This window comes from Haemophilus sp. CCUG 66565 (assembly GCF_001679495.1).
Taxonomy (GTDB): domain Bacteria; phylum Pseudomonadota; class Gammaproteobacteria; order Enterobacterales; family Pasteurellaceae; genus Haemophilus; species Haemophilus haemolyticus_K.
Genome location: NZ_LZOX01000013.1, coordinates 142,379 through 159,392, shown reverse-complemented (window position 1 = coordinate 159,392; position 17,014 = coordinate 142,379). Strand labels below are relative to the sequence as shown.

Below are 17,014 nucleotides of genomic sequence, written 5' to 3'. Positions count from 1 at the left end.
CAATGGACGGTAAATTACATAACGAAATCATCAGTTATTCAAAATCAAAAGAACCGCAAGAAAGTTGCGGTTTTATTGTTTTAGTGGGTGGTGAAAAAGTCTTTATCCCTTGCGAAAACGCATCAGAAGATAAAGAAAACCACTTTGAAATATCGCCAGAAGATTACATTGCAGCAAGTGAAAAAGGCGAGGTTTTGGTCTTAGTCCACTCACACCCACAAGGCGAGCCAAAACTATCACAAGCAGATTTGCAAACACAACTTTATAGCCAGTTAGATTTTTGGTTAGTTTGTGATGAGCAAATTCATATTTTCCCCAAAATCCCATTTTTGATTGGTCGTGATTTTAAACACGGTGAAATGGATTGCTACACATTATTTAGAGATTTTTACCGCTTATCTGGTTGTAATTTACCTGATTTTGAGCGTGATGATTACTGGTGGGAAGATGGCTTTAATCTCTACCTAGATAACATGGCTAAACATGGTTTTGAGCAAGTAGAAGAACCACAAATAGGCGATGTTATTTTAATCAATATCGGGGCTGATGTACCCAATCACGCGGCAATTTATGTGGGCAATCAAATGGTACTTCATCATGCGCCAAAACGATTATCTAAGCGTGATTTATATGATGGATATTGGCTTAAACACACTCATAGTATTTGGAGATATAACGCATGGTCAACGTTAGATTTTACGGCAGCCTTAAACACTTTGGATCTGAATTTAGGCTAGATTGCCAAACTACGGCGGAGATAGTCCAAGCCTTAACGAGCCAAATTCCTAAATTGCGTCAATCCATCCAGCAAGGATTGTTTACCGTGCGAGTAGGGCGAGACTACTTTGATAATCGCTATCTCGAGCAAGGATTGAGCCACAAATTAAAAGATGATGCAACAGTCCATTTTACACCTGTTTTAAAAGGCTCAAAACGTGGTGGATTATTTGGCGTGATTGCGGGTGTCGCAATTATTGCTGGTGCAATCGCTTTAGGTCCGCTTGCTGGCATTATCAGTACCAATGCCGCTTGGATAGTTGGCTCTGTTGGGGCATCTCTATTATTGGGCGGTGTTGCTCAGATGCTCACTAAAATGCCAGAAATGAAAATGGGTACTGAAAAAGAAAAGAAACAATCTACGGCATTTTCGAACCTGTCGAATATGACAGCGCAGGGAAAACCTATGCCATTGGCGTATGGGAGAATAAGGGTAGGCTCTCTCATCATATCTCAGGGCGTAGAAACAATGGATACTGAAATTTAAGGAGTTTTCAATGGGTAAAGGTGGCGGTAGTGGCGGTCATACGCCAGTCGAGGCAAAAGAGAGCGGCAGAAGTAAGCAACTTGTCAAAATTGTTGAAGTAATTTCAGAGGGCGAAGTTTACGGTTTAGCCGATGGAATGAAATCCATCTATTTTGACAAAACACCAGTACAAAACAAAGACGGCTCTTATAATTTTAAAAATGTGCAGGTAGAGGGGCGTGTAGGCGGTCAAGTACAAGATTTAATGGCTGGATTTAATACATCTGAGAAGGAAGTAGGTGTTGGCACTCTAGTTAAGAAAAATCTACCGCTTACAAGAACCGTGACCGATAGCAAAGTATCTCGATTGCGCTTGACCATCGGTGTCCAATCGCTTTTTAAGCAAGAGGATAATGGCGATACTAACGGAACATCCGTAAACTTTATCATTACTATTGGCTCAAGAACTTACCCTGTGTCAATTAGTGGCAAGTATAGCTCTCAGTATTTGCAACATCATACTTTTGATAATCTGCCTAGCGTACCATTTATTGTCAAAGTCGAGCGAACTACAGACGATAGCACAACACAGCGCCTACAAAATAATACCATTTGGTCTAGCTACACTGAGATTATTGACACCGAATTTACCTACCCAAACACAGCTTTGATGGGGGTTAAATTTGATTCGGAGTATTTTAGCAACATCCCTACTCGCACTTATGACTTACTAGGATTAAAAGTTAAAGTACCTAGCAATTATGATACTCGTACTCGTCAATATACCGGTATGTGGGATGGCACATTTAAAATTGACTGGACAGATAATCCAGCTTGGGTGCTATATGATGTCGTAACGAATAAACGCTATGGCTTGGGCGGAAGACTTGGTGAGTTTGGCGCGGATAAATGGGCGTTATATCAAGTCGCTCAATATTGTGACCAATTAGTACCAGATGGATTTGGTGGGCAAGAGCCACGATTTACCTGTAATGTTTGGTTGACTGAACAACGCTCTGCTTACCAAGTTATTAATGATATTTGCTCAATTTTCAGAGCAATGCCAGTCTGGAATGGCCAGCAGCTAACCGTGGTAATGGATAGACCAGCAGATCCAGTTTGGACTTATACAAATGCCAACGTGGATGAGAGCGGGTTTAGTTATACATTTTCGGCTCGCAAATCCCGCCATAATGCAATTCAGGTCGAATATGCGGATAAAGAGAATAGTTACGAAAAAACGATTGAATACGTTTCCGATGACGAGTCTATCCGTAAAAATGGATTAAACGTTAAGAAAATCACGGCTTTTGGCTGTACATCAAGAGGACAAGCGCACCGTACAGCCTTATGGTTGCTACAAACAGAAAAACTAGAAACCAAAACCGTTACGTTTACTGTTGGCGCAGAAGGGTTAATGCATATCCCTGGCGACATTATCAAAGTCGCTGATACGCACTATGCTGGTACTAATATTGGTGGTCGAGTTTTAGCAGTCAATGGTATGACTGTAACATTAGATCGTGAAATCACTATTAGCGGTAATAGTTATCTTAGCTATATCAATGCCAATGCTAAACATCAAAATATTAAGATTATCTCAGTCAATGGTGCGGAGGTGACACTCGACCAACCGCCAGTAGGTTTGGAACTCTATGGTGTATGGTCTTTGACTACTCAACAAGTAACAAGCCAATTATTTAAGGCGTTATCTGTAAAAGAGGAGAGCAAAGGCAAGTACACCATTATGGCGTTACAACACGAGCCACAAAAAGAGGCAATCGTTGATAATGGCGCCAAGTTTGAGCCTGTAGGAACGACCGTACTTACTACACCGCAAATTAGTAACATTGGTGTGGCAGTAAATGCAGATGGTAGCGTATCAGTTGACAGTAGCGTGACTGGCGGTAATGGCATCGTCAAATACGATATCCGCATTTATAAAGGCGGTGTGCTATATGACGTGCGATTAGGACAACCTTCTCCCAATCTTAATATAAATAGTCTCGAAAATGGGGATTATAGCGTCCTTATCCAAGTTAAAACTGATAATGGGCAGTTATTGAGCGAAAAAACTCAGACCTTTACCATCAATAAACCTCCAGCGCCAACAGGCGTAAGAACAACTGGCGGTCTCGGTAATATCACGCTTGAGTGGGATTGGGTTGATGATGCTACGGCAACAGAAATTTTTGCCAGTGAAACAGATGACATTAAAACTGCCAAACGTTTGACGAAAGTCACAGCAAGAATGTACACGCACGAGGTTGGTGCAAAACAGGTTAGATATTACTGGTTGCGACATACTCGTGGTGTGAATGTTGGTCCATTTAATCAGCAGTCAGGAATTAAAGGTGAAAGTGCGGTAGATATTGATGCCGAATTAGAGGTGCTGAATAAAAAGCTATCTCATAACATTGTAAATGAGGTAATTGATACTGCGTTGCCAGCTCGCAACCTTGAAATGACTAAAACCGTAACAGGGTTAAACGTCAATAAATTTATAGGCTACAAGCAAGTATACAATACCGCCGATGGAAAACTATACACTTGGAACGGTAGTAAATACATCGAAAATGGGGTTGATGTAAACGGCATACGAATCAATACAACTCAATTAGTAGGCACGTTGCAAGCTAATCAGATTGGTGTAAACACAATTGGAGCTGGGGCGTTACAAGCTGGAGCAGTAAAAGCCAATCATTTAGCGGCTGGTGAAATAACAGGGGATAAGTTAGCAATTGGACTAGGTGGAAACCTGTTGTGTAACCCTATTTTTGCTAATAATGGCAACGGTTGGACGATGTATGTTGATACCAATAATATAGATCATGCTGATTGGGTATTTAATAGAAATACAGGTTATTATAATGGCAATGGCTATTTAGATACGGAAAATCAATTCCGTTGGCAAAGAAATAGAAAAAACACAAATAATGGTGATGTAAGATTAGGTGGATTATATCAAGACATCGCATTAGTAAAGGGCAAATATTACTGCTTTTCTGCTTATGTTGGTGGGCATCGGTCATTTCAAGACTTGAACGTAGAACTTGGCGCAATTGAAGTAATTTATAAATCTTGGACTGGCAGAGGTCGAAAAGGCGGTTTTGAAAGTATTGTAACTGGGCTAGAAGATGAATATCGTATATTTATGATATTTAAAGCAAAATCAGACAATGTCACATATAGATTAATAATTAATCAATGGGCTAGTGGAATTGAAAATAACCCCTTTATGTATATTCGACGCCCAATGCTAGAAGAATGCACTCAATATACGAGACAGCCTAGCGTATGGCAAAATGCTGGTGTAACCTCAATACACGGTGGATCTATCATCACCAGAACAATCACTACCGAGCAATTAGCGGCTAATAGTGTTACCGCTAATGAGATTGCAACTGGAGCAGTAACGGCTAAACACGTTGCGGCTAACAGCATTGGTGCAAACCACGTTGCGACACACTCTCTAACTGCAGATAAATTAAACGTAACTAGCATATCATCGATTAGTGCGGATTTAGGCGCTATCAATGGTGGCTCGCTTAAAATTGGTAGTTTAAATGGTAATTTTGGCACTTTATTTGAGGTGCAGTCTAATGGTGGTTTTAGACTTATTAGCCGAGATGCAAGCGGTGGTATTGAGTTATCTAGCGCTACAAGAGCGTTACACGTTTGGGATGGCGGAACAGAGGTTGTTAAAGTTGGTAAATTATCCTAAGGAGAGTTATGTATTACATCGATGAGCCTGTACCGATTGATAAATCGTTTACAGAAAAACCTATCTGCGCCTGGCATATTGCTGGGCGTTTGACTATTGATTACATCAATAAAAATACCACGATTGAGCTCGTAAGTTGGGCAAATAAACAATCATTTTTAGCACGTGGAGAATCATTAGTAACATTTTTGACAGTCAATGATTGTCCTAGATTTAGTGTTGATCCGAGTTTATTTGCTTTACGAGCATTGACTACCGTTGAGGGGTCGCCTTTTTATAAAAAACAAGTTAAATGCGATTATGATTTAGACCATATTTCGCAAGTGTGGGTAAGTTTAAATGAATAATTATGGATTACGAGTAAATAATAGTATATTAGATAGCTATTATTTAGAATTAGGTACTGCTCATATCACGGGGTATCAACATAAAATAAATATTCCATCTGAATATCAAATTCAATTAAATAAGGATTATATAGACTTAAATGAAAATAAAAGATTGGAGTTTGTTAGAAAGTATGGAAAAAATGCAATTTATTTAAATTATATTCCATTCGTAAGAATAGAGCAGTTTAGGTCAGAAGATTTTATATATCATTGCCCAAAAATTGAATGGGCTAGTTCACAAAATAAATATATTTTAGACCATATTCAATTTTCAGCAGATAGTTATTTTGATATTACTATTGGTTATGGCGTTATTATGGCTGATTTTCGGAGACTTTCTCAATGAATAATTACGGCATGTCAATGAATTATAAACATTTTTCATTACCTAATTTACAGCGTAAAATGGTAGCTTCAGAAATTCCTGTTAAATATTTAAGATATAAAAGGTCGTATAAATGCACATTACATAGTGCAATTTTTAGTAAAAAGCTACCTGTTGATAGAAATTGTTTACTTTTCATAGAACCTCAATCAAAATTTTTCCATAGTAAATCAAATAATGAACAAACAAATAAAGGAGTAAGTAATTTAATAATTTATCCTGATGAAACTTTTGCTAGAAGTAGATATAAATCTGATACAGGCAGATATATACAAATGTCTCCTGATTGGGATTATGCAATAAATACTAAATGTTATAGCAATGATGACCCTTTTTATCATATGGATTTTGGTTTTCATTTATTTGAATTTGTAGATAATACTTTAGATAATGCAAATTATGGCATAAAAGTTTTTAAAGAAGTGCTACTAAATAATAAGGTATATAAACCATTAGAAAGCATAAAATGTGGAAATATGTTTGATAATAATTTTGAAAGACATAGCAATATTTATAAAGATAGACGTGTCGCCTGTCTTATGCCACCTACAATGTATTACTATGACGAAAAAACAAACAGATCTATTATAACGCCTTTAATCATTGATAGTCTTTCTGGAACTAAATTTAGAACAATTTTAGCAAATAATTTGGAAAAAAATAAATTATTCTATATGCCATCTCATAGAAAAATACAAAGTGGAGAAATATATTTAGATGTAATAGATGTTTCACACTTACCGTCTTTTGATGAAATTCCTTACAATTAAAATATGGAGAAACAAAATGCAAGTATTTCTATTTGATCAACAACTAATTTCTGTAATTAATCGTAAAGAGGAAATTACAGATGAAACGTGTCTTATCACAGAGCAGGAGCGCGAAAAAATCCAAGAAACACTCGATACTCAAGGTCACTTTTGGCGTATAGATAAATATACCGTGGGTTGTAGTGGTGTCAAACCAAGCGAAAACCACAGGTGGAATGACGAAAAACACGATTGGGAAATCGATTCGGATTTAATCCAACAAAACCTCGCCAAGAAACGGGCTGAATTATGGGAAACCATTAAGGCACGCCGCTTACAAGCGACGAGAACAGGTGTAGAGGTCACTTTACCAAATGGTCAAGTTAGACATTTCCATACCGACCAAGTGGCACGCCAAGAATATGACGGTATGGGACTAACCATTGTATTAGGCACTTTTGAGCCGAGACAATGGAAAACAATCGAAAATGATTGGGTGCAATTTGATTTAGATACATTTAAAGCATTGGCGCAAGCAATCAAAGGTAAAGTCGATCACGATTACCGAAACGCTGAAGTATTAAAAGCGCAAGTTGATAAATCAGATACGCCTGAAAATATCGACCTTAACCAGGGATGGAGTCAATCTTATGTCTAAAGTGGTAATTGCTTTTTATAAACATAAACGAGAGCGGAATAGTGTTAAAAATACATTATTCCGCTTTTTTGATGATGCTATAAAATTTTTTACGCACGGACCATACAGTCATTGTGAAATAGCAATATCTAACTCTCAACAATCTAAGATGTACACTTGTTTTAGCGCAAGTAATCGAGATGGAGGAGTGCGTAAAAAAATAATGGAGCTACCTCCAGAGCGGTGGGATTTAGTTGAACTAGAAATCTCGCCAAAGGAAGTAAATGTATTTTTTGAAAAAACAAAAGGTTTGAAATATGACCTTATCGGCGCGCTAGGTGTTGTCTTGCGTATTAGAGACAGCAAGACAAAATATTTTTGCTCGGAATGGTGCGCAAAATGCCTTGGAATAGATAAGCCTTACAAGTTTAGTCCAAATTCACTTTACAAACATTTAACCAATAGCCATGGATAACACCATGGTTTTTTTATTAATAAATAGGAGTTCTTATGACGACATTCAACAAAATCTTAAACCCAATGTATTCAGTTATTGCTGCATACTCTAAACAAGAGGACGGCTCAATTAATGCTAAATATGTACTTGGTACTGGTACAGATAATGATGGGGCAGTGACAGACTTTACGCCTATCATCTCGGAATATAAATGGATTGATCCAGCCACAGCAAAAAACATTTTAGGCAAACCATTAACTCAAGATGACATTGGCAAAACAACGGAGGAAATCGATCTAGGACGCATCTATGCTTACTTAAAAGAGCAAGGACAGATTGTTATCTAATCATCTAATTATTAGAGATACCGCCTACGGGCGGTTTTTTATTGGAGGTAAGATATGGACGAAATAACACAAATTGATCTAAATCATTATCAAGGTACTGACAAAGATTTTATCTTTGAAATTGTCAATGATGACGAAGAAGAAACTGCCTACAATGGGTTAAGTAATGCATCTTTTGAAATGTGGATTAAGCCGTCCAGAGGCGAAACAATCAAACTATCTACGAGAACAGGCGAAATTGCAGTAAAAGATAATGTGATTGTTGTTAGTATTAGAAATATGCATACAGCTAACGTTAAATGGGGAATGGCTGATTATGACATATTCACACTGATTGACGACAAAATATCAGCTATTGTAACAGGCACATTTACATTACAGCATTCAATTACGAAAGAAATTCCTAAGCGAGTGAGTACGAATGAAATGTGAAAAATTTAAAGTTCGGTTGAAAACAAAACAACCGAAGATTAAAGTTAAATTGAGCAAGAAAGAACAAAATTGTGAAGATTTAATTTTACCGAATTTATTATTGATTTATAACCTAGCTAAAACATAAGGGGCTAAGATGACAGTTAATGCTAAAGATAATATCGTTGCGTTTGCAAAACAAGTTGGTGCTGACTATAAAGAGTTGCGAGAATTATTGCAACGTTTAGGTAGTCTACCAACTGATGTTGTTACTTCCTCACAACTACAAACACAACTGACACAATTTGAAAACAAATTGAAAGGTGGCGAGTTAGCTGAAAATCTTGACACTTTGTTTGAGATTGCACAGAAAATTAACAGCATTGTGTCTGACAACGAAGTTGCTAGATCTTTAACTGAAACTTTAAATAGTATTAAAGAGCGTTTAACAGCTTTAGAAAACACTGCTACACTGGATCTATTGACAGTATATAACAATGCTAAAAATGGGGTTGCACAATAATTATGGCAGATAACATTAGCGGAAATCTTGTTGAAACGATAAAAGCTATTGGGGAAGATATACGCCTGTTGAGTACGACAATAGTCGGGGTGGGTCGCCCCGATAAACCCGATACAACTAATGGCAAAATCAAAGGCACTGAACCTAACGGATCTGTTTATGATAGTATAGACGGTGCAGGCGTTGGTGCTTGGCAATGGCAAAAACGTGATGATAAATGGGTTGTTACAGTAGGAGACACAGGCTTAATCGCTCTAAAAACTCAAAATTTAAAAGCAGGTGCGCATATTAAATTGCAACGAGTAAATAATATTGTGTTCTGTTTTATGGGCGGTTTAACGTGGGGGCTATTTGGTTATTTAGGCAAAAAAGAAAAAGGTTATATCCCACGACAAGTAGGGCGTATTGATATTGTAGGACAAGGTTATATTCCTGTTGGATTTCGAGCTGTATCTTCTCTTAGTTATTCATTTTATGATGACGATACAGGGCGAGCTGTAGCAAACTTGTATATTGGCGGTCAAAAAGATAGTAATTTTATGAGAATTACGCCATTTCACGAAAACCCTAAAATACGAGGAAATGACGCTATCCCAGATATAGGTGCAAGTAATTTACGGACACCTGCAATTATATGGGTTACGAATGATAAGTGGATTGATTGAGTTTAAGACAAACGGCGGGTAATTCCGCTGTTTCTTATATCTAATTTAAACGCCCTTTAATGATAGTTTAAAGGGCGTTTTGTTTCTCAAATTTTAATTTAAAAATAGCATTATTATAGCCCTGTAACTTTTTTAATTTCGGAAAAATGTGTATAGTTTCGGAAATTACAGGCGTTATAGATTTTTAATAGTATGATTTTATTTATAAAATTTTGGTGTTTTGAAATTGGTTCATATTGACTTCAAACGCGCGTAATTTGTATTAATACGGTTTTACGTAAGTTAAAAAAAGCTCGTCAAATTTGACGAGCTTTTTTGTTTTTATAAATAACTATTTTTCACAATATATTAGGATATAGCATGCAAACGTTTACATATGTAAATGAATGTAAATATATGTAAATTGGGGGCTGAATTGCTTGACTTATATTTTTTCGCTGTTACCATGCGCGGCGTATTTTTCAGGTAATAGGGCGGTTTATGATAAATAAGTCGCTCTTAATTTTTATAACCTTTTAACTTAATTTTTTAATATTTAATAGGAAAGATATTCATGAATCAAATTTTCCGTGTAATCTGGAATCGCGCAACACAATCTTGGATTGCTGTTTCTGAATTAACTAAAGCACATAAGAAAGCAAGTTCAAGTAATACTATTAAGACTCTCTTGGGGGGAACTGCACTTTTATTAAGCCTTAATGGGGCTGAGGCTGCGCTTGCTATAAGTGATGTTACCTCTGATGGGAAGGTTGTTTCTAATGGGGCAACTGCTAGTGGAAATACTGCTATTGCGATAGGTGTTTCAACCGTTTCTGGTTCAGGCTTTGGTGTCGCTATTGGGAAAAATGCAAGGGCTGAAAAAGGTGGCCAAAGTATTGCAATTGGTGGGGGAAATAATTCAGGAGAGGGAGCTGTGGCTAAAGGAAGCCAATCTATTGCAATTGGTGGTAATACGATAGCTGAAGGTGATTCTTCGATTGCAATTGGTGGTGATGATGTTGATGATGCAGTTAAAGCTACTGTTACATATACTAATCCTCAGAATGGAGCTTCTAAGACCGATACAATTAAGCAGGCATTTCAGGATTTAACTGGTGTAGATATTTTGAATCCAAGATGGACTCCGACTAAAGCCTATAATGCTGCAACAGCAATTGGTATGAAAGCAGAAGCAAAAGAGCTTGCTGTAAGTATGGGTACGTTAGCCCGAGCTCAGAAAGTGAATTCTGTGGCTTTAGGTTCCGGGGCTCTTGCTACACTTGATAATGCTATTGCTTTAGGTGCGGGCTCTAAAACAGATAAACAAGGTACTAAGCAAACTCAAACAACAGTTCAAGGGATAACTTATAATTGGGCTGGTGGCGATAAGACTTCTATCGGGGATGTTGTATCTGTAGGTTCTGCTGGCTTTGAGCGTCAAATAAAAAACGTTGCGGCAGGTGAGGTGAGCAATGTATCTACTGATGCAATTAATGGTTCACAACTTTATGGTGTTTTGAGTAATTTAACGACGGGCGCGTTCTTAAATTATGCGGGTGATAATGCAGTCCAACCAAATGTGGATGATACTAAGGTCATCAAACAAAGCATAGCTAACAATCGTTTAGATATTCGTGGTGGTGCAGATAAAGATGCTTTAACCGAAAAGAATATTGGTGTGAACAATGAAAATGGCAAATTGTGGGTTAAATTAGCTAAAGATTTAAAGGGTTTAAATAGCACTAATGTTGGCGGTATTGTAACCAATGCAGACGGCATTGATATGAGCAATAAACCAATCACAAATTTAGCAGCGGGAACAAATTCAACTGATGCGGTTAATAAATCACAGTTAGATAAAGTCGCAAATAATAATATTAAACTCGGTGGTGATTCCGGGAACACTGATGCTCAGCAGTTAGATAAAACTGGTGGTTTACAGTTTAATGTGAAAGGTACAAATGGCTTGACTACAACAGCCAGCGGTACGGATGTAACAGTTAAATTAGATGATGCCACGAAAGCAGCTGTAGATTCAATTGCGAATAAAATTGAAAATAACAAAATCAAACTATCCGCGACAAATGATTCAACTTCAACCTCTGAACAAGATTTAAATAAATCGGGAGGCATTGAGTTTAAGGTCAAAGGTGACAACGGATTAACAGCATCTGCGTCAGGTGATACTGTTACATTAAAATTGGATGATGCAACAAAAGCTAAAGTAGATTCAGTTGATAGTAAAATCGGCGACAATAACATCTCTTTAGGAAGTGATTCAGGAAGTACAGATACCCAGGCATTAACCAATGCAGGAGGGATGAAGTTTAATATCAAAGGTGAAAACGGCTTAACGACAACCGCGAGTGGTAAAGATGTAACCGTTAAATTGGATAATGCCACTAAAGATAAAATTGATAATGCAGCGGATAAGAATTTAAGCAATATTACCGATGCTGGTAAAAAACAAATCAAAGATCAGGTAACTTGGCAAGCGAAGGCTAATAATTCTGGAATCACCTTGACTGAAGATACGGTTGATGACGATAAGACCGCTACAACTATTGGTGCAGACGGCGTGTTAACGTTAGATGCAGGTAAGAACCTACGTTTACAACGTAAAGGTAAAGTATTCACTTATGGATTAGAGTCTAATTTAACAGGCATTAACAGCATTACAGGTTTAGCTAACACCTTGCCAGTAACGAAAAATGATGCAGCTGCACCAACAACCAATCAAGCAGTACCAACCAAAGTAGATGGAACTAAAGCTGCGTCTGTAAATGATATTTTAAATGCCGGTTGGAATTTAAAAGAAAATGATACAAACAAAGATTTTGTTAAAGCTTATGACACAGTGAAATTTGTTGATGGTACCGGTACCACTGCGAATGTAACAGTCACTGAAAATGGTGCAGTAAGTGCGGTTAAATTTGATGTGAAAAAGACAACCCTTACTGCAGATGCTGATAAAGGTACGGTATCAGCCGGTAATGCAGGGGATAGTTTTGCGACAGCAAATGATGTGGCGACAGCTATTAATAGTGCATTCTGGACTGCAACTTCTGAGAATGATGGTGGAGTATTAGAGGGTAATAAGACAGAAGAAAAAGTTAAAGCTGGCGATAAAGTCACATTTAAAGCAGGCGAAAACATCAAGTTAAAACAAGTTGGTAAGGATTTTACTTATTCTTTAAATCCTGTGTTAAGTAACATCACGAGCATTGGTGGTAATGGAACTACAATGACCTTTAAGCCTGAGGGTGTAGATTTGGGTGGTAAAAAAATCACCAATATTGCCCCAGGGACAGATAGTACAGATGCGGTGAATAAATCACAATTAGATACAGCAGTACAAGAAGTGGCGGCGAAACCATTGTCATTTTCTGGTGATAATAAAGAAGCTGGAAAATTTGACCGCACTTTGGGTACTGAGGTTAAAGTTGTTGGCGGTGAAAAGGATGAATCTAAATTATCCGATAACAACATTGGTGTGATTGGGGATAAAACCGATACTTTAACGGTTAAATTAGCGAAGTCGTTAAAAGGCTTGAGTGATGTTGAAGTAAAAGATGATGCTGGCAATACCACGAATATTACTCCGAATGGGATCACTATTTCACAACCAGAGAAAGATGGTAAGAAACCTAACGATGTATCTTTGACAAAAGACGGTTTAAATAACGGTGGTCAAAACATTACTAATGTAGCGGGCAACTTGCCAGGTGCTAAAAAAGATACAAATGCACCAACTACAGCTTCTGAAGGTCCGTCTGCAGCAGATTTGCCAAACATTACAAATAATGCAGCTACTGTAGGGGATGTATTAAATGCAGGTTGGAACTTACAAAACAATGGCACAGCAAAAGATCTTGTAAAACCATATGACACTGTAAACTTTATCGATGGTGAAGGTACGACAGCGGTAGTAACTACTACAGATAATAAAGTATCCACTGTGAAATTCGATGTAAAACTTGGTACAGGTCTTAAAAAAGATGAACAAGGTAATATCGCTATAGATGCAGGTAATATTACTAATGAAAATGGTGCGCCAAAAGTAGCAGATGCAGATAAAGATAAAGTAGCCACTGCAGGTAATGTAGCAGATGCTATTAATAACTCTTACTGGACAGCATCTGCGGAAAAAGATGGCAAAGTAATCGGTCAAGACGATAACATCAAACCTAGCGGTAAAGTTACGTTTGATGCTGGTAAAAACATTGAAATTGATCACAGCACGCCAAATAAATTTACTTTCAAAACAGTAGATAACCCAGAGTTTAAAACTCTTGATTTAAATGATGGCGCTGGAAATAAAGTTAACTTAGCGCCAACAGCAGATGGCTTAAAATTAGGTAAAGGTGATAATAACGAACCTGCTAATATTACGAATGTTACCTCCGGTTTGCAAAAATATGGAGATGCGAAGCCAGATGCTAAAGATTTGGTTAATTTAGATACTCCAAATGTATCTAATAATACAGCTGCTACAGTAGGTGATCTGCGTAACATGGGCTGGGTTGTTGGCACACCAGAAAACAAATATGTTGATACTGTGAAAAATGCTAACAAAGTAGATTTCAAAGCTGGGGCTGGAATTTCTGTAACAGGTAAAACTACAGGCGATATTCGTGAAATCACTATCGCAGTTAAAGAGGGTGAAGTAGTTAAACCAAATGACGATCCTGCTAATGCTGGTACAGGCTATGTAACAGGCAATAAAGTAGCAACAGCTATTCAAAAATCTGGTTTTGTTGTTGGTAAGCAAGCAGAAAAATTATCTGCTGCAGACTTCAAAAATGAAGATGAAAAAGTTAATCCAGATGATCAAGTTCGTTTTGCAGACGGTAATAACACAAAAGTGAAATTGGCGACTAAAGAATCTGTTGATAAGGACGGAACCAAAGTAACAACGACAACAGTAAAAGTGGATGTTACAGGCTTGCCAGTTCAATATACCGATAAGAGTGGCACGCCAGTGACTAAAGTCGGTGACGAATACTTTACGGTTGATAAGGATGGTAATCCAACAGCAACGAAAGTAGATCCTAAGGACTTAACTACTAAGATCGTTAATCCTGCAGCAAAACCGAATGAAAGTGGTACACCAACGACATTGGGTAATGTGAAATCTAATCTTCCATCTGTCAATGATGCAGATAAGAACGCTAAAGATGTTGCTGGTAATCCTATTGCAGGTAAAGATAATAAATCAGCACCAATGACGGCAGATGATGCAGCAGATATTGTAAACAATGCAGGTAATAATGCAGCAACGGTATCAGATGTATTGAATGCAGGTTGGAATTTACAAAATAATGGTGGGGCGAAGGATTTTGTAAAACCTTATGACACCGTAAACTTTGTAGATGGTAAAGGTACTAAAGCTGTCGTTGAAACCATGCCAAACGGCACAATAAGTAACGTGAAGTTTGATGTTGATACAGGCACTGTTACAAGTAATAAAGACGGTTCTGTTTCAGGTCCAGTGACGCTTGAAATGCAGAAAGCCTTAGATGATGCTAAAAAAGCATTAGCAGATGCAACCACGCCTGAAGCGAAGAAGGCTGCTCAAGATAAGGTTGATGTTGCACAGGCTAATATTGATAATGTTGGCAACCCAATTGCCACGGTTCAAAATATTGCGGATGCAATCAATAAGTCAGGCTTTACTTTAACAACTTCAGAAAATGGTGGTAAGAAACTTTCTGGTGATGATGAAATTATCAATCCAGGTAAGAAAGTTGATCTTGCAGCAGGCAAAAATATGACTGTGAAACAAGACCCTGAAGGTAAAGTCACTTATGCAACAGCGGATGAAGTAAACTTTAGTAGCGTTCAATTTGGTGATAATGGTCCGAAGATTAATGCTGCAGGTGACAATATCAATATTGGTGATAAAGACGGCAAGCCAACAAAAATTACTGGGGTTAAAGCAGGTGATATTTCTCCAACAAGTACAGATGCGGTAAATGGTGCTCAAATTTATGCATTAAGTCGTGGTAATGTACCGAATGTGGAAAACATTACAGTGACAAACCCTGATGGTTCAAAAACAACTTATAAAGATATTGTTGTTGATGAGAATGGTACGCCAATCTTAAAAACCTATAATGTACAAGGTCAGAAAGAAATTATTACTAACTCAGTCGTTGAGGCTGTTCATAATATGAATGAACAAGGTATCAAGTTCTTCCACTCTAATGATGGTGTAAATCGTCCTAAAGTGGAAACTGCAAATAGCTTTGACTCAAGCGCAAGTGGTAAATTCGCGACAGCAATTGGTAAAAGCGCTGTTGCCCATGGTGATAACGCTGTTGCAATGGGGAATAGCTCTAAAGCATTGGGTAATGACTCTATTGCAATCGGTACAGGTAATATTGTTGAGGCTAATAACTCAGGTGCCTTTGGTGACCCTAACGTAATTAAAGCTGATGCAACGGGAAGCTATGCATTTGGTAACAATAACGTGATTACGACAAAAAATACATTTGTATTAGGTAATGATGTTAATAATGCAGGCAACTCCACTTCGAGAGAAGGCACCGTTGAAAACTCTGTATATTTAGGTAATAAATCAACAGCAACAGCTGGAGATGGAAGCCGTACAGCAAGTTTATATAACATTAAACAAGATGGCACTAAAGGCACAAGTACTACTGCAGGTTCTGTAGGTACGGTAACCACCGCAACGGTAGGTAATATGACTTATGGTGGTTTCCAAGGTGCAAAAGCAAATGGTGTTGTTTCAGTTGGTGCATCAGGAGATGAACGTCGTATCCAAAACGTAGCAGCGGGTGAGATTTCATCAACTTCTACTGATGCAATCAACGGTAGCCAGTTATATAGTGTGGCAAAAGGTGTAGGTAATCGTATTAATAACTTACAAGGCCAAGTTAATAAATTAGGCAAACGTATGAATGCAGGTGTAGCGGGTGCGATGGCTGCAGCTAACTTAATGCAACCTCATAAACCAGGACAATCAGCTGCGATGGCGGCAGTGGGGCAGCACCGTGGAGAGGCGGCATTAGCAGTAGGTTATTCCCGTATTTCTGATAATGGTAAATATGGTATAAAATTATCTATGGGTGCAGATACACAGGGCCAAGTAAGCACAGGTGCCGGAGTATCTTATTTCTGGTAATTCGATTTTACTCTATGTTTGATTTAAAGCCTCCGCATATACGGAGGCTTATTTTTTATTGATTTGGCATTATAATAGGTGTATGAGACAGGCAGTTTAATTGCAATAGCTAGTTTATTGAAAGCAAATATTTACAAATGTAAATGTATGTGAATTGGATCTAAATTGCTTGACTTATATTTTTTCGCTGTTACTATGCGCGCGTATTTTTCATGTATAGAGCGGTTTATGATAAATAAGTCGCTCTTAATTTTTTATAACCTTTGAATCTTTATAGGGAAGACATCTATGAACAAAATTTTCCGTGTGATCTAGAATCACGCAACGCAATCTTGGGTCGCTGTTTCTGAGCTTGCTT

Annotated in this window: 13 protein-coding genes; all 13 read left to right on the top strand. The window is 37.8% G+C overall.

Features of this window, described 5'->3' with window-relative positions:
- The first annotated feature begins 2 nt into the window (after positions 1-2).
- The 13 genes from A9501_RS04300 to A9501_RS04240 all read left to right on the top strand — a co-directional run bounded on the left by A9501_RS04300 (position 3) and on the right by A9501_RS04240 (position 16,656).
- On the top strand, positions 3-737 hold the full coding sequence (locus tag A9501_RS04300) for a C40 family peptidase (RefSeq protein ID WP_065265027.1): 735 nt from the start codon (positions 3-5) through the stop codon (positions 735-737).
- A complete protein-coding gene (locus A9501_RS04295; protein ID WP_065265026.1) occupies positions 680-1,264 on the top strand; it encodes a tail assembly protein in 585 nt (194 codons plus the stop codon). The genes A9501_RS04300 and A9501_RS04295 overlap by 58 nt, the downstream gene beginning before the upstream one ends.
- A 10-nt stretch (positions 1,265-1,274) precedes the next feature.
- Entirely contained in the window at positions 1,275-4,967 is a 3,693-nt protein-coding gene (locus A9501_RS04290; protein WP_065265025.1) for a host specificity protein J, read from the top strand.
- Between the two features lie 8 nt (positions 4,968-4,975).
- A complete protein-coding gene (locus A9501_RS04285; protein WP_065265024.1) occupies positions 4,976-5,314 on the top strand; it encodes a hypothetical protein in 339 nt (112 codons plus the stop codon).
- Positions 5,307-5,702, top strand: a complete 396-nt coding sequence (locus tag A9501_RS04280; RefSeq protein WP_065265023.1) for a hypothetical protein — start codon at positions 5,307-5,309, stop codon at positions 5,700-5,702. Before A9501_RS04285 ends, A9501_RS04280 begins: the two co-directional genes overlap by 8 nt.
- Entirely contained in the window at positions 5,699-6,511 is an 813-nt protein-coding gene (locus tag A9501_RS04275) for a hypothetical protein (protein WP_065265022.1), read from the top strand. The genes A9501_RS04280 and A9501_RS04275 overlap by 4 nt, the downstream gene beginning before the upstream one ends.
- A 16-nt stretch (positions 6,512-6,527) precedes the next feature.
- Positions 6,528-7,148: a DUF4376 domain-containing protein gene (locus tag A9501_RS04270; protein ID WP_065265021.1), complete on the top strand. Its 621-nt coding sequence runs from the start codon at positions 6,528-6,530 to the stop codon at positions 7,146-7,148.
- Positions 7,141-7,602: a hypothetical protein gene (locus tag A9501_RS04265; protein WP_065265020.1), complete on the top strand. Its 462-nt coding sequence runs from the start codon at positions 7,141-7,143 to the stop codon at positions 7,600-7,602. Before A9501_RS04270 ends, A9501_RS04265 begins: the two co-directional genes overlap by 8 nt.
- Positions 7,603-7,637: 35 nt before the next feature.
- Positions 7,638-7,931 (top strand): hypothetical protein, encoded by a 294-nt coding sequence (locus A9501_RS04260; protein WP_065265019.1) that lies wholly within the window; start codon positions 7,638-7,640, stop codon positions 7,929-7,931.
- A 54-nt stretch (positions 7,932-7,985) separates the two neighbouring features.
- Positions 7,986-8,363 carry a hypothetical protein gene (locus A9501_RS04255; RefSeq protein WP_065265018.1) on the top strand — a complete coding sequence of 126 codons (378 nt, stop codon included), beginning with the start codon at positions 7,986-7,988 and terminating at the stop codon, positions 8,361-8,363.
- A gap of 136 nt (positions 8,364-8,499) precedes the next feature.
- On the top strand, positions 8,500-8,865 hold the full coding sequence (locus A9501_RS04250) for a hypothetical protein (protein ID WP_065265017.1): 366 nt from the start codon (positions 8,500-8,502) through the stop codon (positions 8,863-8,865).
- 2 nt (positions 8,866-8,867) lie between these two features.
- Entirely contained in the window at positions 8,868-9,530 is a 663-nt protein-coding gene (locus tag A9501_RS04245) for a hypothetical protein (protein ID WP_065265016.1), read from the top strand.
- Between the two features lie 553 nt (positions 9,531-10,083).
- Positions 10,084-16,656: an ESPR-type extended signal peptide-containing protein gene (locus tag A9501_RS04240; RefSeq protein WP_065265015.1), complete on the top strand. Its 6,573-nt coding sequence runs from the start codon at positions 10,084-10,086 to the stop codon at positions 16,654-16,656.
- Positions 16,657-17,014: the final 358 nt, after the last annotated feature.